The sequence below is a fragment of the Spongiactinospora sp. 9N601 genome (assembly GCF_044326295.1).
Classification (GTDB): domain Bacteria; phylum Actinomycetota; class Actinomycetes; order Streptosporangiales; family Streptosporangiaceae; genus Spongiactinospora; species Spongiactinospora gelatinilytica.
Window position 1 is genome coordinate 608,024 of sequence record NZ_JBIRBB010000003.1, and the last position, 25,633, is coordinate 633,656.

18 protein-coding genes are annotated in these 25,633 nt (G+C 72.6%); 13 read left to right on the forward strand and 5 right to left on the reverse strand.

What is annotated here, in order from left to right; all coding sequences use genetic code 11:
* Positions 1 to 2: 2 nt before the first annotated feature.
* Both ACH34R_RS09670 and ACH34R_RS09675 read right to left on the reverse strand, forming a co-directional pair.
* A complete protein-coding gene (locus ACH34R_RS09670; RefSeq protein ID WP_397561039.1) occupies positions 3 to 1,415 on the reverse strand; it encodes a hypothetical protein in 1,413 nt (470 codons plus the stop codon).
* Positions 1,416 to 1,556: 141 nt separating this feature from the next.
* Entirely contained in the window at positions 1,557 to 3,059 is a 1,503-nt protein-coding gene (locus tag ACH34R_RS09675; protein WP_397560966.1) for a hypothetical protein, read from the reverse strand.
* A gap of 143 nt (positions 3,060 to 3,202) precedes the next feature.
* On the opposite strand from ACH34R_RS09675, the gene ACH34R_RS09680 reads away from it, so the two are divergent.
* The 5 genes from ACH34R_RS09680 (at position 3,203) to ACH34R_RS09700 (ending at position 9,556) form a co-directional block, all read left to right on the forward strand.
* Positions 3,203 to 3,694: an ATP-binding protein gene (locus ACH34R_RS09680; RefSeq protein ID WP_397560967.1), complete on the forward strand. Its 492-nt coding sequence runs from the start codon at positions 3,203 to 3,205 to the stop codon at positions 3,692 to 3,694.
* Positions 3,687 to 3,920, forward strand: a complete 234-nt coding sequence (locus ACH34R_RS09685; protein ID WP_397560968.1) for a hypothetical protein — start codon at positions 3,687 to 3,689, stop codon at positions 3,918 to 3,920. The genes ACH34R_RS09680 and ACH34R_RS09685 overlap by 8 nt, the downstream gene beginning before the upstream one ends.
* Before the next feature lie 166 nt (positions 3,921 to 4,086).
* Positions 4,087 to 5,226: a serine hydrolase domain-containing protein gene (locus tag ACH34R_RS09690; RefSeq protein WP_397560969.1), complete on the forward strand. Its 1,140-nt coding sequence runs from the start codon at positions 4,087 to 4,089 to the stop codon at positions 5,224 to 5,226.
* Between the two features lie 54 nt (positions 5,227 to 5,280).
* Positions 5,281 to 8,424, forward strand: a complete 3,144-nt coding sequence (locus ACH34R_RS09695; RefSeq protein WP_397560970.1) for a BTAD domain-containing putative transcriptional regulator — start codon at positions 5,281 to 5,283, stop codon at positions 8,422 to 8,424.
* Between the two features lie 67 nt (positions 8,425 to 8,491).
* Complete coding sequence (locus ACH34R_RS09700; RefSeq protein ID WP_397560971.1) at positions 8,492 to 9,556, forward strand: cobalamin-independent methionine synthase II family protein; 1,065 nt, start codon at positions 8,492 to 8,494, stop codon at positions 9,554 to 9,556.
* 47 nt (positions 9,557 to 9,603) lie between these two features.
* Here ACH34R_RS09700 and ACH34R_RS09705 read toward each other — a convergent pair whose 3' ends face one another.
* On the reverse strand, positions 9,604 to 10,068 hold the full coding sequence (locus tag ACH34R_RS09705; protein WP_397560972.1) for an aldo/keto reductase: 465 nt from the start codon (positions 10,066 to 10,068) through the stop codon (positions 9,604 to 9,606).
* Positions 10,069 to 10,414: 346 nt separating this feature from the next.
* On the opposite strand from ACH34R_RS09705, the gene ACH34R_RS09710 reads away from it, so the two are divergent.
* The 6 genes from ACH34R_RS09710 (at position 10,415) to ACH34R_RS09735 (ending at position 20,510) form a co-directional block, all read left to right on the forward strand.
* On the forward strand, positions 10,415 to 11,608 hold the full coding sequence (locus ACH34R_RS09710) for a sensor histidine kinase (protein WP_397560973.1): 1,194 nt from the start codon (positions 10,415 to 10,417) through the stop codon (positions 11,606 to 11,608).
* Positions 11,609 to 11,783: 175 nt separating this feature from the next.
* Positions 11,784 to 14,732, forward strand: coding sequence for a class III lanthionine synthetase LanKC (gene lanKC / locus ACH34R_RS09715; RefSeq protein ID WP_397560974.1), 2,949 nt, complete (start codon positions 11,784 to 11,786; stop codon positions 14,730 to 14,732).
* Between the two features lie 5 nt (positions 14,733 to 14,737).
* Positions 14,738 to 14,869 carry a SapB/AmfS family lanthipeptide gene (locus tag ACH34R_RS09720; protein ID WP_397560976.1) on the forward strand — a complete coding sequence of 44 codons (132 nt, stop codon included), beginning with the start codon at positions 14,738 to 14,740 and terminating at the stop codon, positions 14,867 to 14,869.
* 81 nt (positions 14,870 to 14,950) lie between these two features.
* Positions 14,951 to 16,750, forward strand: coding sequence for an ABC transporter ATP-binding protein (locus tag ACH34R_RS09725; RefSeq protein ID WP_397560977.1), 1,800 nt, complete (start codon positions 14,951 to 14,953; stop codon positions 16,748 to 16,750).
* Positions 16,747 to 18,435, forward strand: coding sequence for an ATP-binding cassette domain-containing protein (locus ACH34R_RS09730; protein WP_397560978.1), 1,689 nt, complete (start codon positions 16,747 to 16,749; stop codon positions 18,433 to 18,435). Before ACH34R_RS09725 ends, ACH34R_RS09730 begins: the two co-directional genes overlap by 4 nt.
* Entirely contained in the window at positions 18,435 to 20,510 is a 2,076-nt protein-coding gene (locus ACH34R_RS09735; protein ID WP_397560979.1) for a prolyl oligopeptidase family protein, read from the forward strand. Before ACH34R_RS09730 ends, ACH34R_RS09735 begins: the two co-directional genes overlap by 1 nt.
* On the opposite strand, the gene ACH34R_RS09740 is transcribed toward ACH34R_RS09735, so the two are convergent.
* Together ACH34R_RS09740 and ACH34R_RS09745 are read right to left on the reverse strand one after the other, a co-directional pair.
* Positions 20,433 to 21,038, reverse strand: coding sequence for a DNA-binding response regulator (locus ACH34R_RS09740; protein WP_397560980.1), 606 nt, complete (start codon positions 21,036 to 21,038; stop codon positions 20,433 to 20,435). The two genes, ACH34R_RS09735 and ACH34R_RS09740, sit on opposite strands and share 78 nt — an antisense overlap.
* A 134-nt stretch (positions 21,039 to 21,172) precedes the next feature.
* Positions 21,173 to 22,729, reverse strand: a complete 1,557-nt coding sequence (locus tag ACH34R_RS09745; RefSeq protein WP_397560981.1) for an alpha/beta hydrolase — start codon at positions 22,727 to 22,729, stop codon at positions 21,173 to 21,175.
* A 200-nt stretch (positions 22,730 to 22,929) separates the two neighbouring features.
* Between ACH34R_RS09745 and ACH34R_RS09750 the strand changes: the two genes are divergently transcribed.
* Together ACH34R_RS09750 and ACH34R_RS09755 are read left to right on the forward strand one after the other, a co-directional pair.
* Positions 22,930 to 24,018 carry a class I SAM-dependent methyltransferase gene (locus ACH34R_RS09750; protein ID WP_397560982.1) on the forward strand — a complete coding sequence of 363 codons (1,089 nt, stop codon included), beginning with the start codon at positions 22,930 to 22,932 and terminating at the stop codon, positions 24,016 to 24,018.
* A 69-nt stretch (positions 24,019 to 24,087) separates the two neighbouring features.
* A complete protein-coding gene (locus ACH34R_RS09755; protein ID WP_397560983.1) occupies positions 24,088 to 25,554 on the forward strand; it encodes a glutamate--cysteine ligase in 1,467 nt (488 codons plus the stop codon).
* The last annotated feature ends 79 nt before the right edge of the window (positions 25,555 to 25,633 follow it).

Sequence of the window (25,633 nt, forward strand, 5' to 3'; positions counted from 1 at the left end):
CGTCAGACGGTGTGCCAAGGGCCGAAGGCGCTGCCGGGCCCGTCGGCGTTGCCGGTCGCCCAGAAGTTTCCGTCCCGGCCTCGGACGTAGACACCGAGGGTGCCGTCACGGAACTGGAGGACGGAAGGCCTTCCGGTGAACATGCCACCGTCGCTCAGCCGTCTCCACGCCTGCTCGAACAGCCCTCCGGGCTTCTTCTGCCCCTGAGCGTTCAGGCTTCCATCGGCGAGCACGGCGTAGGTGTGGAGGGTGCCGTCGGCGGCGAGGATCACTTCGGGATCGCCCGCGACGGCCATGGCCCCGCCCGGAGAGGTCTGCTGCCAGGGACCGAAGCCGGTACCGGGCCCGGAATCACTGGTGCCGATGAGGGTGCCGGTCGGGGTGCGGACATAAAGGCCGGTGGAGCGGTCGGGAAACCGGACGACGGCCGGTCTGCCGACGAATGAGCCGCCGTCCAGCCGGGTCCACGCGGCATCGAACGCCCCACCAGGCTTCTTCTGACTCTGCCGGTTCAAGCTGCCGTCCGCGAGCACGGCGTACGTGGCCACCGTGCCATCGGCGTTCAGCACCATGGCCGGGTCGCCGGTCACCCGCATCGCTCCGGCCGGGGAGGTCTGCTGCCACGGCCCGAAGGCGCTGCCGGGACCGTTCGCGTTGCCCGTCCCCATCACGGTGCCGAGGACTGATCGGACATAGGCGCCCACGGTGCCGTCCGCGAACTGGAGCACACTCGGACTGCCCACGCAGTTGCCGCCGCTGGTCAGCCGCTCCCACGCGGTGAACAGACCTCCCGGTTTCTTCTGGCTCCGGCCGTGCAGGTGCCCGTCCGGCTGCACCGCGTAGGAACCGATGCGCCCGTCAGGGAACAACACCATCTCCGGACCGCCGAGGCCCGAGCCCCGGCCGGTCCACCAAGTGGTCTGCTTGCGCGCGCCGGGCCAGCCGAAACTGATGTGGACATGGTCGGTGTGCGGGCTGGAGCCGGTGTAGGTCGTCCATGCCTTGGTGTTGGTGGCCCAGATGCGGCGGTTCCAGATGAGGTACATGATGCCCATGCGGCGGAGGACGGCGTGCTTGTTGCCCCATTGGTCCGTCGCGAGCATCCAGTTGACCAGGGCATCGCCTTCGGCGCGCTGACCGGCGTCGTTGGCGTTGAAGGGGTAGTCGAGGGCGCGGCCCTCCTTGTGCTCGCTTTGGCCTCCGATTCCGCAGTCGCGGCTGATGCCCAGATCGGGGCGCCCATAGGTGGCCCGTAGCAGGTCGCGGATCTCCACCACGCCCGGTTTGGCGGCCGGATCGCAGTCGGTCTGGCCCTGCATGGGCTGGTAGCCGTCTATCTGAGGCCCGAACTCCGGTGCCTGCGGCGTCTTCGCCGCCGCCCCGGCCGCCGCCTGCCGCTCGTCGTCTACAGTCATCGAAAGGCCCCGTTCTCGCGCGCCTGTCGTGCTCGGATGGCCTCCGGGAATCTCGGACACCGCGATCTCCGTGGCTTAGGGTAACTTTACCAGCACAATAGGTGACGCCGCCCTCTGAGGGCTCCCGGCTGCTACAGAAGGTCAGGCGGCGGTCAGGGCGCGTAGTTCTTGGGCGGCGGGGAGTTTTCGGGCCTGGGCGGGGAGTGCGTCGAGGATGTGGCCGGTGATCAACCGGCGGGCCGGGGTCACCGGGAGTCCCGGTGCCGTGGAGAGGGCGTGGTCGAGCCCTTCGGTGATGTGCCCGTCGCGGACCAGGGTGAGCGCCTGCATGGACCGGCAGTTGGCGATCGCGTACACCCGCTGGGAGGGAAACGCGGCGATGGCCGCGTCCGCCGCCCGGTAGGACGCGGTGTTGTCGCCGATCAGAGAGCGGACCCATGCCTCGCTGAACCGGAGCTTGCTCTCTGGGAACCCCTGATAGGTCATCTGCTCGCGAAGGACTTGGTCGGGCAGGCGCTCGAACAGGTCGAAGAGGTCGTTCAATGCCTGCCGCGCCTCGGCGGGGTCGCCGGCGCGTTTGGCCGCCAGGGAGGCGAGCCCGTGCGCGCGCATCTGGTACGCGTAGGCGAGCCCGGCCGAGGGCCTGCCATCGGCGAGGCGGATGGCCCTGTCGGACATCTGGACGACGATTTCGGCGGGCTGCCCCTGCCAGTAGCTGTGCATCGCCTCCCGGGCGCGGATGTAGACCGCGAGGTCACGATCGCCGGAAGCGTCGGCGGCGCGGCGGGCCGCACGGTGCGCGTCGCGGGCCAGACGGGGTTCTTCCACCACAGCACCGGCGAACATCATGGAAAGCTGCGCGCTGATTCGGAGATAGGCACTACGGGATGGGCCGGGCGGGGTGCGGTCGAGGATGCGCCCGACCTCGGTGATGTCGGCGATGAAATTGCCGAGGTTGGTCCGGGGAGCACCGACGATGTTGTGAATCTCGTGGTCGCAGACGACCTGTTCCCAGTCCATGAGATCGAATTCTTCTCGGTCGCCGATTGCGCGGTTCACCTCAGAGAAGATCGTTTCAGTCAGAGGGGGGACCGTGAGGCTGGGTATGAACGCGCCGAGGATCTGCATTGCCGTGCGACGTTCCATGTCATCTCCACTTTTCGCATCCTCTGTGACTGTACCCTCGGATGGCTCTTCCGTACTGGGACGGTTCCCGCCAAAAAGGTCAGTGTCAGGTATGCCGTACAACTGGCAGTACAGGGGGCGGTAAGGGTCGCTCGGCTTGTGCCGTCCCGTCTCGTGGCCCCGGATGCTGCCGACGATCGACTTCACGCCCGGCAGCGTGTACGGCTCGGCGACCGCGATCATCTCGTGGGCCAGGCGGGTCCGCCCCCACTCCTTGGCCTCACGCGCGGCGCGCAACCGTACGGCCCATGCCGGAACTTTGACCTTGGTCTTCATCGCGCCTGCCACAACGAGAAAGGTGTAGACGTTTCCGGTCTCAGTATCCACGCCGTTACGCCTCGACGTAGGCCGATCGGTGCATTGAAATGGCCCTGCGCCAAAAGGCGGCCCCGCCCGGGCGGCGCAACGCCCGAGCGGGGCCTTGATCGCAGAAGGAGCTGCGACCCAATGGAACAGCATAGACCAATGCCGTGCCCGATATTCCTCGGTTGGAAGGAATTGGCGGACAACGCCCGCCATTATGGGCGGCCGGCGGCCACGCGATTTCCGGTGATTAGCCCGACATTCCGAAAGATTCGGAAATACGCGGCGGAGGTGACATCGTGGACGTCCGCTCCTGCGAGCTGGAGGGGGTGATGCAGGCCCCGGGCCGGGCCAGGGAGTTCGTCGCCAAGGTGCTGCCCGAGCACCCACGCCTCGATGACCTTCAGCTTCTCGTCTGCGAACTCGTCACCAACGCCGTGCTGCACTCGCGTTCCGGCCTTCCGCCGGAGGGCAGGCTCACGGTCATCGTCGCCCGTTCACCGTCGTACGTCCGGCTCGCGGTCGTCGATGAGGGGACCGAGGACGAACGGGGACCGCGTGTTCGCGAACCGGCCGAGGATGCCGAGTCCGGGCGCGGCCTGACGCTGGTCGCGGCGCTGGCGGACACCTGGGGGCATCGCCGGGTGAGCCGTTGCCGGACGGTGTGGGTGCAGGTGAACGACGACGCCCCAGGCGGAGAGCGTTCCGGGCCGGTGCGGCCGTGTACCGGTGACCACCTTGTTCCCGCCCGCATCCCCTGGTACCCCGTTGAGCGCGGCGTGCATGGATGAGCTGACGCCGACCGAGCGGGCACACCTCCACGCCCTCGACGTCACCTTCCCGGGCTGGTGGATCGAGGTTCGCGACGGCGTCTGGTGGGCGGCCAAACGTACCGCCCCGACCCTGGAGCAGCGGGCCGCCGGGGTGATGGATCGGCTCGCGCGCCCTGGGCCGGTGGAGTTGTGCGCCGCGCTGGGGCGGCAGATCGCGATCCTCGCCCGCATGGGCGCGGCCTGAAAGCACCCGCCCTGAAAGCACCCGGCCGCTGGTTCTTCCCCACAGACCAGCGGCCGGGGTTTCTCCGGGGTTTCTCCGCAGCGCGCGTCAGTGCCGCGTCAGGCGCTCGTCACCGGAGCGGGCCATCGTTGCCGGCATCAACGAACCCGCAGAAAGGGAACGCGACATGACCAGCTTCAGGGACGACGTCCAGGACGCGCTCGACCGGTCGGTGGCCGAGTTGGGTGTGGCCGGCATTGTCGCCCACGTCCAGGACGAGAGCGGCACCTGGTTCGGCGCGGCCGGGGTGGCGGACAGGGAGACGGGCCGCCGCCGCGAGCCGGTGGACCGGTTCGTGATCGGCAGCGGCGGCAAGGCGTTCACCTCCGCCACCGTGTTGCAACTGGCCGCCGAGGGCAGGCTGAGCCTGGACGACACGGTGGAGAAGTGGCTGCCCGGCGTGGCCGGCGCGAACGGCAACGACGGCCGCAGGATCACCGTCAGGCATCTGATCACCCACACCAGCGGCCTGTGGGTGACCGGCTTCGACGCGGAGATGGTGCGCGCCTACCACACCCGCGAGGGGTTCGCCGAGCACCGTCACGACGTCTGGACCGTTGAGAAACTGTTCGAGCTCCAGATGTCCAAGCCGCCCATCTTCGCGCCGGGCGAGAGCTTCGCCTACACCAACGGCGGCTACCACCTCGCCGGGGCGATCATCGAGAAGGCGTCCGGAAACGCGTACGAGGACGAGGTCGAGCGAACGGTGATCAAGCCGCTCGGCCTCACCGGCACCTACGCGCGCCCCCTGGCCGAAGCGGGCATCCGGGGCCCGCACGCCAGGGCCTATTCCAGGATGTTCATCAGGGACGGCGTGGACCCTGCGATCCTGAACACCGCCAACTACGAGTCCTACCTCCAGGGCCCCGAAACCGACCCCGTCGATGTCACCGATTCGACCTCCTTCGCCTGGGCCGCCGGCTCCGTCGCCTCGACCACCGGCGACATGCTCCGGTTCACCAGCGCGATGATCAAGGGCACGCTGCTGCCGCCCGCCCAGCATCGCGAGATGTGGACCACGGTCCCCACCAGGGACTGGATTCCCAACACCCGCTACGGCACCGGCGTTTCGGAGTGGACCCTGGCCGATGGCGGCACGCTGCACGCCGTGGTCGGAATGAGCAACGGCTCGGCCAGTTTCACCCTGGGCACCCCCGGTGCCAAGCGTCTGGTCTCGGTGAACCTCAACTGCGACTGGAACTGGGCCCCGGCCCTCGATCTCATCATCGAGGCGGCGTTCGGCTCACCCTTCTTCGCGCAGGGGTAGCCGTCAGACACGCCTGCTGTCACGGCGACCGCATTTTGACGTCATAATGACGTCATGCGAGTGGCACTGCTTGGGCCGGTACGGGCGTACGCCGACGACGGGGCCCCGATCGACATCGGCGGCCCCATGCAGCGGGCCCTCCTCGCCCGGCTGGCGTTGTCCGCCGGGCAGGTGGTGCCGGCCGGTTCGCTGGTCGACGCCCTGTGGGGTGAGCACCCGCCCGCCGATGCGGGCAAGGCCATGCACGCGCTGGTCTACCGGCTGCGCAAGGCCCTCGGCGAGCCCGGACTCATGGAATCGGCGGCGACCGGCTACCGGCTGAAGATCGACCGGGCGGACGTGGACGGCGACCGGTTCGAGGAGCTGGCCGCCCGGGGCCGCCGGGAGCTGGCGGCCGGGTCCGCGCGGCAGGCGGCGGCGTCGCTTCAGGAGGCGCTGGCGTTGTGGCGGGGCGCCGCCCTGGCCGCCCTCGCCGACGCGCCTTTCGCCGGTGCGGCGGCGGCCCGCCTTGAGGAGTTGCGGCTGGCGGCCGTCGAAGACCGGTTCCAGGCCGTGCTCGAACTCGGCGACCACACCGAGATCCTGGCCGACCTGGAGACCGAGGCCACCGGCCGGCCGCTTCGGGAACGGCTCGCCGCCCTGCGCATGCGCGCCCTGCACGCCGCCGGGCGGCAGGCCGACGCGCTCGAAGTGTTCGAGCAGGTCCGCCGCGCCCTCGCGGACCAGCTCGGCGTCGATCCCGGGCGCGAGGTGCAGGAGGCGCATCTCGCCGTGCTCCGCGAGACGCCCGCCGCCCCAGCGCCGGAGCCTGCGGGACGCCTGCCCGCGCGGCTCACCGGCTTCGTCGGCCGCGAGGACGAACTGAGGCTGCTCGCCGAACTGATGGAGTCGGCCCGGCTGACCACCATCGCCGGGCCGGGCGGGGCCGGTAAGACCCGCCTGGCCGTCGAGGCGGCCCGGCTGCACCGCACACACCGCCGCGGACGTGCCTGGCTCGTGTCGCTGGCCGCCGCGACCACGCCGGAGGAGGTGGCCGACACCGTGCTCGGCACGCTCGGCGCCAGCGGAGCCGGAGCCCGTCCCGCCAGGACCGGACCGGCCATCGACCAGGTCGCCGACCTGCTCGGCGGCGGCGAGGCGCTGCTCATCCTGGACAACTGCGAGCAGGCCGCGGCGGCGGTGGCGCGCTTCGCCGGCCGGCTGCTGGAGAGCCGGCCGCACCTCACGATCCTCGCCACCAGCCGGGAGTCCCTTGAGGTCATGGGCGAGGCGGTCTGCCGGCTCGGCCCGCTGCCGCTGCCCCTCGCGCACGCCGACCACGCGCGGGCCGGTGACTCGCCCGCGGTGCGGCTGTTCCTCGACCGCGCGGCGGCCGTACGGCCCGGCTTCGCGCTCGACGAGACCACCGTGCGGGCCGTCGTGGACATCGTGCGGCGGCTGGACGGCCTGCCCCTGGCGCTGGAACTGGCCGCCGCGCGGCTGCGGACCATGAGCCCCGGCCGGATCGCCCGGCGGCTCGACGACCGGTTCCGGCTGCTGGCCGCCGGCAACCGTACGGCTCAGCCGCGTCAGCAGACCCTGCACGCCGTCATCGACTGGAGCTGGAACCTGCTCACCGACCAGGAGCGGGCCCTGGCCCGGCGGATCTCGTTCTTCCCCGCCACGACCGGGGCCGCCGCCATCGAGGCCGTGTGCACCGACCCCGCCCTGCCCGAAGACGACATCCCCTACGTGCTCGACTCCCTGGTCGGCAAGTCCATCGTGGAGCGCACGGCCGATTCCTACCGGATGCTGGAGACCATCCGCGCCTACGCGGCCGAACGGCTCGACCTGGCGGGCGAGCGGGAACGCACCCGGGACCGGTTCACCCGTCACTTCGCCGCGCTGGCCGAGGAACTGGAGCCGCTGCTGCGTTCCGGCAGGCAGGCTGAGATGCTGGGGCTGTTCGCCTCGGAGTACGACAACCTCATCCGGGCCCTGCGCATCGCCATCGACGTTCGCGACGCGACCACGGCGGCGCGGATGCTCGGCTCGCTGTTCTGGTACTGGGACACGCTGCGGTACGACGGGCGGGCCAAGGCGTACGTGGGCAGGGTGCTGGAGTTCGGTGACGCGCTGCCCGCCGACGCGCGGGCCGCCTGCACCGCGATCCACCTGATGGCGGGCGAGGGCGGGCCCGTCACCGACCCCGAGCAGGTCCGCGCGGTCATCGACGAGTGCCGGCGCACCGGCGCGCTGGAACGGTACCCGATGCTGCCGACGCTGACGCTGATGACCGCCCACCTCCTCGGCATGGACGAACTCGTCGATCAGGAGACGGCCCGTATCAGGGCCGGCGCGGATCGATGGGCCATCGCGGGCACCCTGGTCGTCCAAGCAGTACGGCACCGCGAACGCGGCGACTGGCAGGGTGCCGCCGCCCTGCTCGAAGAGGCCCTGCGCATCCACGAGGAGACCGGCGACCAGTGGTGGACCGCCACCCTGCTCGCCGGTACGGCCCGCCTGCACAGCGTCGCGGGCGACACGGACCGGGCGCTCGCCGCGTACCGGCGCAGCATCGCCCTGGTCTCCGCGCTCAGCCCGCACGAGACGATCGCCCACCGGCTCGGCCTGGCCACCGAACGCATGCGCGCCGGGGACGCCGGGAACATGGCCGCGGCCCTGCGCGACATCGAGACCGCGGAATGGGCGGCCTGGGAGTCCGGCCGGCCCGAGCTGGAGGTGGAGGTGTCGTTCGCGTTCGCCGACCTGCATCACCGCCAGGGCGACATCGAGCGATCCGACCGGATACTGGACCGGGTGGAGCGGGCTGCCCGCGAGATCCCGCTCCCGGAACAGGGGATCGACGCCCGGCTCGTCCTGGCCAGGATGGCCAACCTGGTGGCTCGCGGCGACGCCGTACGCGCCCGCGAACTGCGCCTTCGGTCGGTCCAGGCGGCGTCCGCCCATCTGGACCCGGCGCTGGCCGCCGAGCTCCAGGCCGGGCTGGCGCGGCTGGAGGGCGACCCGCGGCGGGCCGCCGTCATGCTGGGCATGAGCCAGGCCGTCCGGGGCGCCTTCGACCACGGCGACGCCCTGCTGCGTTCCCTGGTCACCCGGCTCACGGAGGAACTGGGCCAGGCCGGCTACGACCAGGCGTACCGGGCGGGCGCCGAGACGCCCCGCGACGAGGCCGTCAGGCGGCTGAGCCCGCCCTGAGCCCCGCGCGGTGTACGCAAAATGCCCGGTAATTGCCGCACCACGGATCGTGACCTACGCTCGCGCCATGGGCATACCCACCGAACCAATCGGCAGCATCCCCCGACCCCCCGCCCTCCTGGCCGCCATGGCCGATCACGCCGCCGGGCGGATCGGCGACGACGAACTCGCCACCCGGCAGACGGAGGCGGTGGCCGACACGATCGCCCGGCTGGAAGGACTCGGCAGCCCGGTCGTCGTCGATGGCGAGCAGGCCAAGCCGAGCTTCGCCACCTACCCGCTCAGCGGGCTCGCGGACCTGGCCCCGGACGGCGTGGTCATCCCGTTCGCGGACGGGCACACCCGGCAATTACCGCGGCTGACCACCGGTCCGTTCCGCTACGCCGTACACGCCGAGACCTACCTGAACGAGGCCAGGCGGCATACCCGGCTGCCGGTCAAGCAGGCGGTCATCGCCCCCTCGGCGCTGAGCCTGCTGTATCCGGCCGAGCCGCTGGACGGATACCCGCGCAAGGCGTTCCTGGACGACCTGACCGCGGAGGCCGAGGCCGACATCCGCGGCTGCCTCGCGGCAGGCGCGCACGCGGTGCAGGTCGACTTCACCGAAGGACGCCTGGCGCTAAAGCTCGACCCGGGCGGCGGGCTGCTGGACGACTTCCTCGCGCTCAACGCCCAGGTGCTCGCGCGGTTCGACGCCGCCGAGCGGGCCAGGATCGGCGTGCACACCTGCCCGGGCGGCGACCACGACTCCACCCACAGCGCCGACGTCGACTACGCCGGGCTGCTGCCCAAGCTGCTGGCGCTGCCGGTCGGCAACTTCTACGTCCAGCTGGCGAGCGAGCCCGACCCGGGACGGGTGCTCGGCATCATCGCCGAGCACCTGCGGCCCGGCGTGCGGGTCTTCGTCGGGGTGACCGACCCGATCGACCCGAGGGTGGAGACCGAGGAGGAGGTACGCGACCGCGTGCTGGCGGCGGCCCGGCACATCCCCGTCGATCAGCTCGGCACTTGCGACGACTGCGGCTTCTCACCGTTCGCCGACGACGTCTCCACCTCCCGTGAGACGGCGTTCGCCAAGATCGGGGCCCGGGTCCGGGGCACCGCCCTGGCCACGCGGGCTCTCGGCGTCTGACGGCACCCGCATCCCGGATGTCGTCGAGCGGGACGCGGGCGGGGCCGTCAGACGCGGGAGGGGCGCGGGCGGTAGGGCTCGGCGAGGTGGGCGATCTCCTCGGCGGTGAGGGCGAGGCCGGCGTCGTCCACGTGCTGGATCTTGGCGGCGCCGATGACCGGGGCGGTCACGCCCTGCTGGGCGAGCAGCCAGGCCGGCGCGACCTGGGCGGGCGGCACCTCGCGCTCGCGGGCGACCTCGGCCACGCGGTCCAGGATCGGGCGGTCGCCCTCCGGGTCGTAAAGGGCGTCGATCCGGGCGTCGCCGCCGGCGCGCGCGGTGGCCGCCTCGGGCTTGCCGGCGCGGGCCGGCAGGCCCCTGGCCAGCGGGTTCCAGGCCAGCAGGCCGACGCCCTGGTCCAGGCACAGCGGGTTCATCTCCCGCTCTTCTTCTTTGTAGAGACCGTAGCTCAGCATGCCCAGGCGGAGACGGGAGACTCGGGTGCCGGTGCTGCCGAGCCGAGGGTATTCCACGCTCCCCGCTCCTATCGGGGCCCCTCGGTGATGATCTACGTCAGGTCGGCGGTGCGGTATGCGACATAGCAAGACTTAAGGTGAGTTTCCTTTTTTCGGTCTCTTCTGAGGGCGATGTCGCCGCTCCCACCTGCGGGCATCCCGTTCCGGTCCGTACGCCGGGGCCGCGCGCCGGATTGGCTTTACAGAATCTGTTAGATCCGCAGGATTGGAGGAAGGATGTCCCCGTTCGCGCAGCCCGCCGACTTCCTTGACCCCCGGCGGCGGGTCGCGCAGCGGTGATCTTGCCAGAATGTGCGTCCGGCGGATACGGCTGCACGAGCCTTGTTGGGATGCGATGGAACGAATGCGTGGGAGTCGCGCGCCGCGCCCGGCGTCGCTTCGCCGGCTGGGGGCCTTCCTCCGGTGCCGGCTGCCGGTCCTGCCGCGGTTACCCGAGCCGTCCCCCGCCCGGCTGAGCGGGCTGGCGCTCGCAGCCGGGATATCGGGCCTGGTCGGACGGGTCCTGGCGGGTGCGGCGACGGCGGCGGGGCGGGGGGATCCGATGGTGTGGCCGGTTGTCGCGATGGCACTGCCGGCCTTTCTGTTGCTGCACGCGGGAGCGCTCCACAGAGCATTCTCCGGACGTGGCGCGCCATGGTGGGTGACCGGCGGGCAGGTGGCGCTCACCTATCTGCCGATGCCCGTCGTCGGCCCGGCCTGGGCCCCGATGTGCGGGCTGCTGGCCGGGGCGGTGTTCATGTCGGCGGACCGGCGGCGCTCACCACTGGTACTGGTGGCGGCGTGCGCCTGCGGGCCCGTGCTGCTGCTCGTGCCCGGGGGCGGGGGCGGGGTATGGGCGGCCGCGGTCCCGATGATCGGGCTGGCGGAGTACGCCCTGGTGTCGCTGGCGGCGCGGGCGCGCCGGCTGATGAGCGCGCAGACCGAGATGGTACGGCGGGCGGTCGGCCTGGAGCGCCGCCGGTTCACCCGGGACCTGCACGACCTGGTGGGCCACCGGCTGGCCGTGCTGGTACTGAAGATCGAGCTGACCCAGCGGCTGTACGACGACGGTGACACGCGGGTGCGCGACGAGATCAAGGAACTGCTGGACCTGGCCAGGAACCTCACCGGGGACGTGCGTTCGGTGGCGCACGGGCTGCGCGCCTCCTCCCTGGAGACCGAACTAAGTTCGGCCCGCGCGGTGCTGGAGTCGACCGGCGTGCGCTGCCAGATCAAGGTGACGTGCCGCAGGCTGCCGGCCGAGGCCACCGAAGTGCTGGCGTACGTGCTGCGCGAGGGCGTGACGAACATCCTGCGGCACACCCGGGCCAGGGAGTGCGCGATCCAGCTCGTCGAGCGGGACGGGCTGGTCCGGCTGTCCATGACGAACGACGGAGTGATGCCCCCATATCGCCGCGACAGGGGGGAGACCAGATCCGGCGGCAACGGCCTGCTGAATCTGGGCGAACGGGTCTCGGAGCTGGGGGGATGGCTGGACGCCACCACCGGCCAAAGAGGACTTTTCCGGCTTGCCGTATATTTCCCAAGAAACCTCTAGGGCCCTCTTCGTATTCGCATTTATCGCGAAACGCATCGGCCATTTGTGTAAAGCTCACATAGGGCTGTGAAGGAAATCTATCCTAGTAATGTGACCTGTAACTAGACGAAACTAGCCATCGTTCGTCATTGTTTCTTAGGTAATCGAAGCGATCGGAACCGGGAGGTCAGGGGCGATGGACCAGTACGAGCTCTACTGCCTCGCGGACCCCCATTTCTACGACACGCTGCCGCAGTCCGGCGCGCCGGGCGCCGACTTCACCGTCACCCGCCGGCCGGTCCCCGAAGGCTGGGCCCACCAGCCCACCGACACCTGGATGTACTACGCCCCCACCGGCGAGCCGCCGCTGCCCGCCCAGGGCTGGAAGATCCACGTCTCGGCCCGCGTGGACGACGCCGAACGCGCGCTCGCCGCCGTCTGGGACTACTGCGTTCCCCGCGGCATCGCGTTCAAGTTCCTGCGCGGCGCGCCCGTCGTCATCATGCTCAACTCCAAGGCCGCCTCCCGGGCCTCCAGCGGAAAACTGGTCACCATCTATCCCCGGGACGAAGGCCGGCTCGAACTCATCCTCAAAGAGCTGCACGAACTGCTGCACGGAGTGACCGGCCCCTACATCCTCAGCGACCTGCGCTACGGGGAGGGCCCGCTGTTCGTCCGGTACGGCGGCTTCGCCGAGCGGCACACCCTGTCCGGCGCGGGGGAGCGCGTCCTCGCGGTCGAGGACGGCGACGGCCGGCTCGTGCCCGACGTGCGCAACGCCATCTTCAGCGTCCCGCCCTGGACCACGTTGCCCGCGTTCCTGGAACCGCACCTCGCCGCCCGCAACGCCGTGACCACCACCGGCTTGCCGTACCGGGTCGAGAACGTGCTGCACTTCTCCAACGGCGGCGGCGTCTACCTGGCCAGGGACACCCGCACCGGCGAGCGGGTGGTGCTCAAGGAGGCCAGGCCGCACGCGGGGCTCGACGCGGCCGGCCGGGACGCGGTGGCCCGCCTCGCCCACGAACGCGACATCCTCGCCCGCCTGGCCGGGCTGCCCGCCGCGCCCGCGCTGCGCGACTACTTCGCGCTCGGCGAGCACCGGTTCCTGGTCATGGAGTTCATCGACGGCAACCCGCTGCAACGCCGGCTGGTCCAGCGCTACCCGTTCACCCGCGCCGACTGCGACGCCGGGGACGTGGCCGAGTACACCGGCTGGGCCCTCGCCACGCTGGAACGCGTCCAGCGCGCGGTGGACTCGCTGCACGAGCGCGGCGTCGTCTTCGGCGACCTGCACCCCGACAACATCCTGATCACCACGGACGCGGAGACCGGGGAAGAGCGGGTCGTGCTCATCGACTACGAGGTGGCCACCCTGGCCGGGGAGGGCGCCCGCGCCGCGCTCGCCCACCCTGCCTTCAGTGCCCCGCCCGACCGGCAGGGCGTCGAGGTGGACGACTACGCGATGGCCTGCCTGCGGCTGGGACTGTTCGCCCCGCAGTGCACCATCATGCTGCCGCTGCACCGCGCGAAGGCCCGCCACCTGGGCACGCTGGTGACCGAGACGTTCCCGGTGCCGTCCGCCGTGATCGACACGGCGATCAGCGCCATCGAGGGCGGCACCGGCGACCGTACCGGGGCAGAGGGCGGTACGGCCGGCGGTGACTCCCCGGCCCAGCCCCCGCCGGCCGGCGACTCCCCGGTGGATATGCCGGTGCCGAACGGCCCCGTGGCGGAGTCCCCCGTACTGGCCGGTTCCGTGGTGGATGTGCCGGTGCCGAACGGCTCCACGGGGGATTCCTCGGTCCGCGATGGCCTCTCGGCGGAGTCCCCGGTACTGGCCGGTTCCGTGGTGGATGTGCCGGTGCCGAACGGCTCCACGGCGGAGTCGCCGGTCAGTGCAGGCTTCACCGCGGGATTCCCGGTGCTCGGCGGCTCGACGGCGGACGTGCCGGCCGGCGAGGACGCCATGGCGGATCTGCCGATGCCCGGCGACGCCCCCTGGGACGAGTTACGCGACGCGATGGGCCGCGCGATCGCCGCCGCCGCGACGCCCGAACGCCAGGACCGCCTGTTCCCCGGCGACATCGCCCAGTTCCGGCCGGGCCGCGGGCTGAGCGTCGCCTACGGCGCGGCCGGCGTCCTGTTCGCCCTCACCGAGGCCGGCCTGCCCACCGACCCCGCACACCACGACTGGCTGCGCGCCCGCGCCAAGGACCCCGAACCCGGGTCCGGCCTCGGCTTCTACGACGGCCTGCACGGCGTGGCCCACGTACTTCACCGCCTCGGGCACCGATCCGACGCCCTGGACCTGCTGGACGTCTGCCTCCGCGAGAAGTGGGAGGACCTGGAGCCGGCCCTGTCCACCGGCCTGTCCGGCCTCGGGCTCAACCTGATGCACCTCGGCGCGGCCACCGGCGAGACCGAGCTGACCCGCGCCGCCCACCGGGCCGTGGACATCTGCGCCGAACGGCTGGGCGGCCCCGAGGACGTCCCGGAGACCAGCGGCGGCACCAACCCCAGAGCCGGCCTCATGCACGGCGCGAGCGGCCCCGCGCTGCTCTTCCTCGCCGCCCACCGGCGCACCGGAGACCCGGCGCTGCTCGACCTCGCCGGCACGGCCATCCGCCAGGACCTGCGCCGCTGCCGCCGGGCCGCCGACGGATCACTCCAGGTGAACCAGGGCTGGCGGCTGCTGCCCTACCTGGACGAGGGCTCCGTGGGCATCGGCGTGGTGCTGGCTGAATACCTCGCGCTGCGCGAGGACCCCGAGCTGGCCGCCGAACTCGACGCGCTGCGCATGGTGGCGCGATCAGGCTTCTTCGTCCAGCCGGGACTGTTCACCGGCAGGGCCGGGATCATCGCCGCGCTCGGCGCGGGCCTGCGCGGCCCGGACGCCGGTGACGGCCCCGACCCCCTCATCGACCGGCAGGTGCGCGGGCTCGCCTGGCACGCGCTGCCCTTCCGCGGCGGCCTCGCCTTCCCCGGCGACCAGTTGCTGCGGCTGTCCATGGACTTCGCGACGGGTACGGCGGGCGTGCTGTTCGCCCTGGCCACCGTGATGTCCGGGCGCCCGGTGCGCCTGCCGTTGCTTCCGGCCGCGACCTCGCGGCCGGTCGGTCACGAGTATGGGAAGGAGGTGTAACGCACATGGTTCTTCTCGACATGCAGGGCATGGAGGCCCCGTCGAGCAGCGACGTCGCCAGCGGCGGCAGCACGCTCACGGTCCTGAGCTGCCACTCCGGCCGCCCGAGCAACCTCAGTGTCGCCCTCTGCCACTGATCGGCTGCTCAAGCCCCCGGGCGGCCCGTAGCCGGGCCGCCCGGTCATTTCCTATGATTCTACGTGCGTCAGGAGGCGTTTGTGGAGGCCGAAGAGGTGAACACCTCGAACGCCCAGAACGCCGCCGTCGCGCCGGATGCGCCACCCGTCCCCGGCCCGGCCGACGCGCTCGATCCGCGCGCCGGGGACCGGCTGGTGGCGGCGACCGTACGGCGGGGCGGGCCCTGGCCGGCCGTGCTCGCCGTGGCGGCCGTCGCGGGCGCCGTCTGTGAACTGGTGCTCCCCTTCGCCGCCGGGCTGACGATCGACGGATTCGTCACCGCCGCACCCGGCCGCCTGACCTGGCTGGGCGTCTGCGCCGCCCTGGTGACCGGCGTCGTGGTCTGTGAGGCCGCCGCGGTGTGGGCCAGAGGCGCGACCGGCGCGCACGCCTCGGCCTGGCTACGCCGCACGCTGGTACGGAGCATCCTCGGCGCGGGCGACGCCATGCGGGCCAGGTTCGCCGAGGGCGACCTGGTCACCCGCGCGGGCCTGAACGCCGAGGAGACCGGACGCGCCCCCGAGTCGCTGGTCGGCGGCCTCGCGCTGGCCGTGCCGACGGTGGGCGGCCTGGTCGCGCTCACCCTCATCGACCCTCTGCTGACCATCGCGCTCGTCGCCGGCATCGCCCTGGTGCTGCTCGTGCTGCGCGCCTTCATGCGCGCCGGCACCGCCATCGCCGCCGGCTACCAGGACGCCCAGGGCCGCATCGCGACCGCCCTGCTCGACGCGCTGAGCGGCGTGCGGACCATCGCCGCCGCCGGCACCGAGCAGCGGGAGACGGCCCGCGTCCTGGCCCCGCTGCCCGCCCTGCGCGCCTGCGGAATGGACCTGTGGCGGGTCACCGCGTCCGCCGGGGCCAAGGCCGGCGTGCTGGTCCCGGTCGTGGAGGTCGCCGTGCTCGCCGCCGGGGGCCTGCGGATGGCCGCCGGTGAGCTGACCGTCGGCGAACTGTACGCCGCCGCGAGGTACGCCGTGCTCGGCCTCGCGCTCAGCACGGTGCTCGGTTACGCGGGCGGCCTGGCCCGGGCCCGTTCAGCGGCCGGGCGGGTGGCCGGCGTGCTCGCCGTGCCACCCGTCCGTCACGGGGATCGCGCACTCCCGCCCGGACCCGGCACCGTGGAGTTCCACGGCGTGACCGCCCCCGGCCTGGACGTCGGCGACCTGGTCATCGACGGCGGGTCCACCACCGCCGTGGTCGGCCGCTCCGGGGCGGGCAAGTCGCTGCTGGCCGCCCTCGCCGGGCGGCTGATCGACCCCGAGCGCGGCACGGTGACCCTGGACGGCGTACCGCTCGCCGACCTTTCGCGGGCCGAACTGCGGCATGCGGTCGGGTTCGCCTTCGCCCGCCCCGTCCTGGTGGGCGGCACGGTGGCCGAGGCGATCGGCCTCGGCGCGGCGGAGTCCGCCACCAGGGCGGCGGCCCGCGCCGCCTGCGCGGACGAGTTCATCCGCCGCCTGCCGCGGGGCTATGCGACGCCCGTGACCGAGGCCCCGCTGTCCGGCGGCGAACGCCAGCGGATCGGCCTGGCCCGCGCCTTCGCCCAGGCGAACCGCCTGCTCGTGCTCGACGACGCCACATCGAGCCTGGACACCGTCACCGAAAGGCGGGTGAGCGAGGCCCTGGCCGGCGGCACGGCGGCGCGCACCCGGCTGATCGTCGCGCACCGGCCGGGGACGGCCGCCCGCGCGGACGACGTGATCTGGCTGGAAGACGGCCGCGTACGCGCCCGCGGCACGCACCGCGAGCTGTGGGCGGACCCTGCGTACCGGGCCGTCTTCCAGCGGCACTCGCCGCCCGCCGAGACCCCGCGGACGGCCGTGCCGGAGGCCGTCACGTGACCCCCGTGCGGCTGCTGCGCGACGTCCTGCTGCGCAACCCCCGCCGGCTCGCCGAGATCGCCGGCTGGTCGGTGCTGGAGACCGCGCCCGCGTTCCTGGTGGGCTTCGCGGTGGCCCGCGCCATCGACGACGGGTTCGCGGCGGGCCGCCCGGGGACCGGCCTGGCCTGGCTCGCCCTGCTCGGCGCGGCCTGGGTGGCGGCGGCCGTCGGCGCCCGCCAGGTGGTCCTGGCCGTCGCCGGGATCGCCGAACCGCTGCGCGACGAACTGCTCGCCCACGTCGTCACCGGCGCGCTGCGCCGCGCCGCGGGCGCCTTCCAGGCCCCCACGGCGGTCGGCAGCGCCGCCGTGGCCCGCGCCAACCTCCAGGTCGAACTGGCCAGGGACGCCTTCGCCGCCGTCGTCACCGTCGTCCGCGGTTTCGCGTTCACGCTGGTCAGCGTCACCCTCGGGATGCTCACCCTGCTTCCCCAGGTGGCTCTGCTGGTGCTGCCGCCGTTCGCCGCGGGCCTCGCGCTGTTCCTGATCTCGCTGCCCGCCCTGGCCAGGCGGCAGCGCGCGTTCCTGCTCGCTGACGAGCGGACCGCCGAGGAACTGGCCGCCCTGGCCGGCGGGCTGCGCGACATCGCCGCCTGCGGCGCGCAGGACCGGATCGCCGTCCATGCCGAGGGCCGGGTGGAGGAGCAGTCCGCCGCCGCCCGCGCGCTGGCCAGGGTCACCGCGGCCCGTACCGCGGCGCTCGCGGTGGGCGGCTGGCTCCCGGTCGTGCTGGTCCTCGCCGGGACCCCTTGGCTGCTCGCCAACGGGGCCGCGGCCGGGGTCATCGTCGGCGCGCTCGCCTACGTCACGCAGTCGCTCGCGCCCGCGCTGAACGGGCTGGTGGAGGGCGTGGCGGTGAGCGGCGTACGGCTGGCGGTCTCCCTGGACCGGATCCTGCGGTCGGCACCGCCCGCCGTCCCGGTGGCCGCCGAGGAGCCGGACGGCGACGCCGTGGAACTGCGCGCGGCGACCTTCGCCTACGGCCCGCACGCCGAGCCGGTCGTGGACCGCATGGACCTGCTGATCCCCGAGGGCGACCACCTCGCCGTGGTCGGGCCGAGCGGCGCGGGCAAGTCCACCCTCACCGCGCTGATCGCCGGGATGCTCCGCCCCGACGCGGGCGCGGTGCTGATCGGCGGCGTCGCGGCGCACCGGGCGGCCCGCCCCGGCCGGGTGCTGATCCCGCAGGAGGCGTACGTCTTCCGCGGCCCGCTGCTGGAGAACTTCACCTACCTCGCCGACGCCGGCCGGGCCCGGGTCGAGCGGGCGGTGGCCGAACTCGGGGCCGAGGCGCTGGTGGCCCGCTGCGGCGGCTACGGCGGCGAGGTCGATCCCGGGGCGCTGCCCGCCGGGCAGCGCCAGCTCATCGCCCTGGTCCGCGCCTACCTGAGCCCCGCGCGGCTGGTGATCCTGGACGAGGCCACCTGCCACCTGGACCCCGCCGCCGAGGAACGGGCCGAACGCGCGTTCGCCGCGCGCGGCGGCACGCTGATCGTCGTCGCGCACCGTCTCTCCTCGGCGCTGCGCGCCCGGCGCGTGCTGCTCATGGACGGCGGGCGTACCTGGCTCGGCACGCACGCCGAGCTGGTCCGCGCCGCCCCGCCGTACGCCGATCTGGTCGGCCACTGGGAACCGGAGTATGCCTGATGCGATATCCCCCCGCCGAACGCCTGCCGATCATCGATCACCTGCACGGGCACCGGGTCGCCGACCCCTACCGCCGGCTGGAGGACCCCGGCGACCCCGCCACCGTGAGATGGCTGGCCGAGCAGGACCGGCTGTGCCGCGAGGTGATGGGCGCGCTGCCCTCCCGCGAGCGGTTCCGCGCCCGGCTGGCCGAACTCGGCGCGGTCGGATCGGTCACCGCGCCGGAGTGGCGCGGCCCGCACGCCTTCACGCTGCGCAGGTCGCCCGGCCAGGAGCACCCGGTGCTGTGCCGGGACGGCGCGGCGCTGCTGGACCCGATGCGGCTGGACCCGACCGGCCTGACCACCCTGGACGCCTGGCAGCCCGACCCCACCGGGCGGCTGGTGGCCTACCAGGTCTCGCGGCGCGGCGACGAGCGGGCGACCATGCACGTCATGGACGCCGGTACCGGGGCGACGGTGGACGGCCCGATCGGCGGCTGCCGGTACTCCCCGGTGGGCTGGCTGCCCGGCGGCACCGGGTTCTACTATGTCCGCTTCCAGCAGGGCGTCTACCTGCACATCCTGGGCACGCCCGTGGAAAAGGACGAGCTGGTTCTGAGCGCGGGCGAGGGATTCTCCTACGGCCTGGGCATCAGCGCGGACGGGCGCTGGCTCACCCTGTCGGCGGCCCCCGGCCCCGGGACGCCCAACGACCTGTGGCTGGCCGACCTGTCGGCGGGGGGCGATCCGGAGTTCCGGGCGGTGCAGACCCGCGCCTCGGGCGCGCGCGCCGTGGCGGCGGTCGGGCGTGACGGCCGGCTGTACGTGCTCACCGACCGGGACGCGCCGCGCGGCATGCTCTGCGTGGCCGATCCCAAGCGGCCCGGGGAGCAGTCGGTGCTGATCCCGCAGGACGAGGAGGCGGTGCTCGGCGCGTTCACCATCCTGGACGGGCCGGAACTGGACGCGCCGGAACTGCTCGCCGTACGGATCAGGCACGCGGTCGGCGAGATCGGTGTGCACGACCTCGCCACCGGGGAGCGGCTGCGCCTGGTGGAGACCCCCGGCGGCGGCACCGTCGGCTCGCTCACCGCCCGCCCGGAAGGCGGGCACGAGGCGTGGTTCACCTACACCGACGCGGTCACCCCCGCGACCGTGTGGCGCTACGATGCCCGCGAGCGCGCCGCCACCCTGTGGGAGCGGCCCCCGGGCGGCGTGCCGATACCCCCCGTGGAACGCCGCCAGGTCTCCTTCGCCTCCGCCGACGGCACGCCGGTCCGCATGATGGTGGTCGCCCGGCCGTCGCCGGACGGGCGGCCCCGCCCGGCGATCCTCACCGGTTACGGCGGCTTCGGCGTGCCGCTCATGCCGGGGTACGCGGCCGACTCGCTGGCCTGGGTCGAGGCCGGGGGCGTCCTGGCCGTGGCGCACGTGCGCGGGGGCGGTGAGGAGGGCGAGGTCTGGCACCGGGACGGCATGCGCGAGCGCAAGCAGAACTGCTTCGACGACTTCGCCGCCGCCGCCGAGAAGCTGGTCGCCGACGGCTGGACCACGCCCGACCGGCTCGGCATCTGGGGGGAGTCCAACGGCGGGCTGCTGGTCGGCGCGGCGCTGACCCAGCGGCCCGATCTGTTCGGCGCGGCCGTCTGCGCGGCCCCCATCCTGGACATGGCCCGCTACGAGCGCGGCGGCCTCGGCCCGGCCTGGCGCGCGGAGTACGGCACCGCCGACGACCCTGAAGAGCTGGCCTGGCTACTGGCCTACTCGCCCTACCACCGGGTTCGGTTCGGGATCCGCTACCCGGCCACGCTGTTCACCGTCTCGGCCGCCGACACCCGCGTCGATCCCATGCACGCCCGCAAGACCTGCGCGGCCATGCAGTGGGCGACGGCGGGCGACCGGCCGGTGGTGCTGCGCCACGAGCCGGACGTCGGCCACGGCGCGCGGGCGGTCAGCCGTTCGGTGGCGCTGGCCGCCGACGCGCTGGCGTTCCTCTCCGCCCACACCGGGCTGGACTCAGATCCACCCGGACTCGCGGGCGATGCGGATCGCGTCGATGCTGCTGCGCGCGCCGAGTTTCGCCCTGGTCTTTGAGAGGTAGTTGCGGACGGTGCCCTCGGAGAGGAAGAGCGTGGCGGCGATCTCGGAGATCGACGCGCCGTCCGCGGCGGCGCCGATGACGTCGAGTTCGCGCGGGGTGAGCGGGGAGTCGGGGGTGGCCATCGCGGCGATGGCGATCTCGGAGTCGATCACCCGCTCGCCGTTCGCCACCCGGCGGATGGCGTCGGCGAGCCGGTGCGGCGGCGCGTCCTTGGCCAGGAAGCCGCGCACGTTGGCGTCCAGCGCGCGGCGCAGCGTGCCCGGGGTGCCCACGCCCGTCAGGATCAGCACTCCGCACTCGGGTAAACGCTCGTGCAGGGCCTGGGCCGCGGCCAGGCCGTCCATGCCCGGCATCGCGATGTCGAGCACCGCCACGTCCGGCTTGGCGGCCGTCGCCGCCGCCACGACCTGATCGCCTCTGTCCACCTCGGCGACGACCTCGATGTCGTCCTCGTAGGCGAGCAGGGCGACGATCGCCCCGCGCACCAGATCCATGTCCTCGGCGAGCAAAGTTCGGATCACTGGGTTCCTTGCGCTCCGGGGGGTACATTCCAGTTTTTAATACTGGCTGATCCGGCACCCCAAGAAAAGCGGCGATGTGCGCCCGCCTTTCTCTTTCGGGTTTCGCCGCGGATCGGGGCGCGCCGAATGCCGTTTCAGCCGCACCGGGTGCCGTCCCTGGGCACCGCACCGGCGAGCAGGAAGCCGTCCACGGCGCCGCGCAGGCAGGTGTCGCCCGAGTCGTAGGAGCCGTGCCCCTCGCCTTCCAGGGTGACCAGCACTCCAGTGCCGATCTCCCTGGCCAGCGCGGGCGCCCAGGCGTACGGCGTGGCCGGGTCGCCGGTGTTGCCGAGCACGAGGATCGGCGGCGCGCCGGGGGCCGAGACCTCCGCGGGCGACTCGCCGCCCGGCACCGGCCATCCGGTGCACTGCATGATTCCCCATGCCATCGACTCGCCGAATACGGATGAGGCGTTGCGGAATTTCGGCAGCGCCTTCTCCACATCGGCCGCGGTGTGCCGTTCGGCGGAGTCGACGCAGGTGATCGCGGTGTTGGCGGCCATCAGGTTGGAGAAGCGGCCCTGGTCGTCGCGGCCGTTCTGCGCGTCGGCCAGGGTGAGCAGGATCGTGCCGTCGCCCTTTTCCGCCATGGCCAGGCCTTGGGTGAGCGCGGGCCACAACTGCCGTGAGTACAGGGCGGTGGCGACTCCGGTCATGCCGAGCGACTGGCTGAGCCTGCGGCCGAGGCCGGTGTGCAGCGGCCGTTCGTCCAGGCGGTCCAGCAGGGCGCCGACGTCGGCGACGATCTGGTCGGCGGACTTGGCGCCCTGGGAGCCGGCCGCCCGGCTCGGCGGGCAGAGCTGCGGGCCGTCCTTGGCGCAGTCGGTCGCGTAGCTGGTCAGGGCGCGCTGGAAGGCGGCGGCCTGCTGGAGGCCGAGCGAGGTCTTGTCGATCTTTGTGTCCACCGCGCCGTCCAGCACCATCCGCCCGACGTTGCGCGGGAAGTTGTGCGCGTAGGCCGCGCCCAGCTCGGTGCCGTAGGAGATGCCGAAATAGTTGAGTTTGCGGCTGCCCAGCGCGATCCGCAGGCGGTCCATGTCGCGGGCGGCGTTCACGGTGCCGACGTGCGGCAGCAGCTTGCCCGACCGCTGCCGGCAGGCCGTCACCAGGGCGCGCTGTTCCCGCTCGAAGGCGGCGACCTCGGCGGGGGTGTCCGGGGTGGACTCCGTCTGCTGCATCGCGTCGATCTGCGGGTCGTCCAGGCACTTGACGGGGGCGCTCAGCCCGACCCCTCTGGGATCGAAGCCGATCAGGTCATAGCGGGTGTTGAGGGTCTTGAACCGGGGCGCGGCCTGGGCCAGCGTCTCCACGCCCGAGCCGCCGGGGCCGCCGAAGTTGAACACCAGCGAGCCCAGCCGTTGGCCGGGACCGGTCGCCGGGATCTTGATCAGGGCCAGCTCGATCGTCTCGCCGTCCGGCTTGGCGTAGTCGAGCGGGACCTTCAGGCGGGCGCATTCGGCCTGGGCGGCCGGTGTCGGGGTGGGCGCGGCGGTCTCGCCGCCGGTCCTGGCGGAGCCGATGTCGCAGGCCGTCCACTCCAGCCCGGAGACCGGCCCGTCGGACCCTAGCGCGACGTCACCGCGCTGCCCGGCGCATCCGGTGGCGGCCAGCGCCAGCATCCCCGCGGCGACGATCGGACCTGCCCACTTCATGACGCCCCCCACACACGCTGACTTCGGGGGACATCACCACCTTAACGGTCCATACAGCGGACACATGGTGACGCGCCGAAAATAGCAGGGGCTGGTTTATGGCATGAAGCCGCAAAATACTTTTTGGGAGTCGTGCCGGGCTTGTGGCGGTAGTGATGCCATGTATCCGTGAGCGCACAGGATTAACACGAGGTTCCGCGATGGCGTCAGCAAAACGAGCGATCGCCCGGATCGCCTATGGTTCCCGTTTCGACCGCGTTCCCTGGGGTCAGCGGGTCTATGTCCGGCCGGGTGAGAGATATGCCAGGGAGATCCAGTGGAGCCTGCTGTTGCGCAGGTCCCCGATCGTCTCCCTGGACGCGTACCGCTCGCGGGTGCCGCTCGGCGAGATCGAGGAGTTCATCACCTGCCACATGTGCGGCGAGTCCCGCCAGCAGCCGCTGTTCACGCCCACCGGGCCCCAGCAGGACGGCCAGGAGCCGTGGACCTACCGCGTCGTGCGCTGCCCCTCGTGCGGATTCCTCTACCGCAACCCCAACGTGCGTCCAGAACGCCTCGGCGACCTGTACGCCAGCGGCTACAGCGGTTTCCTGACCGGCGACTACGCGGCCGGCCGGCGGCTTCGGTACCGCCTGACCATGGACGCCTTCGGCCAGGTCCTCGCCGACGGCGCCAAACGCCGGCTGCTGGACTTCGGCTGCGGCGCGGGCCTGTTCCTGGAACTGGCCGAGGAACTGGGTTTCGACGCCTACGGCGTGGACCTGTCGCCCGATTCGGTCGAGCAGGCCAACGCGCGGCTGTCCGCGGCCACCGCCTACCACGGGGCCCCCGAGGACGTGCCGGAGATCGCCGCGGGCGGCTTCGACGTGATCACCCTGTGGTCGGTGCTCGCGCACCTGCCCCGCCCGCTGGACGACTTCGCCCGGCTGCGCCGGCTGCTCGCCCCCGGCGGCGTGCTGCTCGTCCTCACGGTCAACGCCCGATCGCTGCTGCTCAAGGCGCACGGGGCGGCCTGGAGCGGGTTCACCAAGAACCACCTGATGTTCTACTCCTCGCTCACCATGCCGACGCTGCTGCGCCGTACCGGGTTCGCCGGGGTGGCCTTCGCGCCCTTCTACGGCGACACCATCGAAGCCGGTACGGCCGAACTGCCCGAGCGGATGCGGCAGCGCCTGCGCCGCGCCGTGGCCGCCACCGACGGCGGGAACATGCTGCGCGCGCTGGCCTTCGCCGACGACGAGGCCATCGCCCGCTGGGGCACCGGCCTTCCGGTACGCGCCCTGACCTGAGGTGTGGAACCGCCCGGGGTGGACAGAAGGGGGGAGGTGCCGGGACGCCGACCTTGAGGAGCCGGGTGGATGGGGAAAGACGTCGACAGGGAGCGGTACGCCGAGCGGGAGTTCGCCGCGTTCGGCGAACGGCTCTCGTCCTGCCTGGCCGCGCTGCGCGAACTGCTGGCCAGGCCGGGCTTCGGCCGCGGGCCGCGCAGCGTCGGCGCGGAGCTGGAACTGTTCCTGGTCGGGCCGGACGGCCGGGCGCTGCCGCGCAACGAGGAGGTGCGCACCGCCCTCGGCGATGACCGCGTCGTGCTGGAACTGGGCCGGTTCAACCTGGAGGTGAACCTGACCCCCGTGCCGCTGGCGGGCCGGCCGTTCGCCGCGCTGGACGCCGAGATCCGCCAGACCGTCGCCGCCGTGGACCGGGCCGCCGCCGGGCAGGGCGGGGAAGTGGTGGCCATCGGCATCCTGCCCACGCTGTCGGAGGCCGACTTCACCCGGGAGTCGATGAGCGACGAACGCCGCTACCGGGCGCTGAGCCGGGGCATCAGGCGGCTGCGCCCCGAGCCCTTCCGGGTGCGCATCCACGGCGCGCAGCGGCTGGAGCTGCAGGTGGAGGACGTGATCCTGGAGAGCGCCACCACCTCATGGCAGGTCCACCTGCGCACCGAACCGGCCGAGTTCGACCAGGTCTACAACGCGGCGCAGCTCGCCGTGGCGCCCGTGCTGGCCGTCTGCGGCAACTCGCCGTTCTTCCTCGGCAGGGAGCTGTGGGAGGAGACCAGGATCGCGCTGTTCGAGGAGTCGGCCGACGACCGCGACATCGAGCGGCGCTGGCGCAGGGACGGCCGGGTGGCGTTCGGCTCGGAATGGCTCAAGGGCGGCGCGGAGGAGCTGTTCGCCCGCTACGTCCGCGACTACGAGCCGCTGGTGCCCGCGCTCGGCGCGGAGGAGGACCCGCTGGCCGTGGTCCGCGACGGCGGCCTGCCCCACCTCACCGAACTGCGCATGCACCAGGGCACGGTGTGGCAGTGGAACAGGCCGGTGTACGACCCCGCCGACGGCGGGCACCTGCGGGTGGAGATGCGGGCGCTGCCGGCCGGGCCCACCGCCGCCGACATGGCCGCCAACGCGGCCTTCCTGGTGGGGCTGGTGCTGGCGATGGCCGAGCGGCCGGGCTGGATCGGCACGATGCCGTTCGGCGACGCCTACCGCAACTTCTACCGCGCCGCCACGCTCGGCCTGGACGCCCCGATGGCCTGGCCGGGCAGGGACGGCGAGACGCGCGCCGCCGATCTCGCCCTCGGCCTGCTCCCGCCGGCGCAGGAAGGGCTGGAGAACGCCGGAGTGGACCCGGCGGAGGCGGAGACGGCGCTCGGGATCGTCCGCGAGCGGATCCGGCTGCGCCGTACCGGGGCCGCGTGGCAGCGGCGGGCCATGGCCGCGCTGCGCGACCGGCCGGACGCGTGGGAGCGAATGATCGCCCGTTATCGTGATTTGGCCTTCACCGACGCTCCGGTCCACACATGGCCTGACATGTCAAGATGAGGACTTTCTCATCCCATGGAATCATGCCCGCCATCCGGGTAAAGCCGTTGGTGACGGAAGGGCATCACATGACCACGGG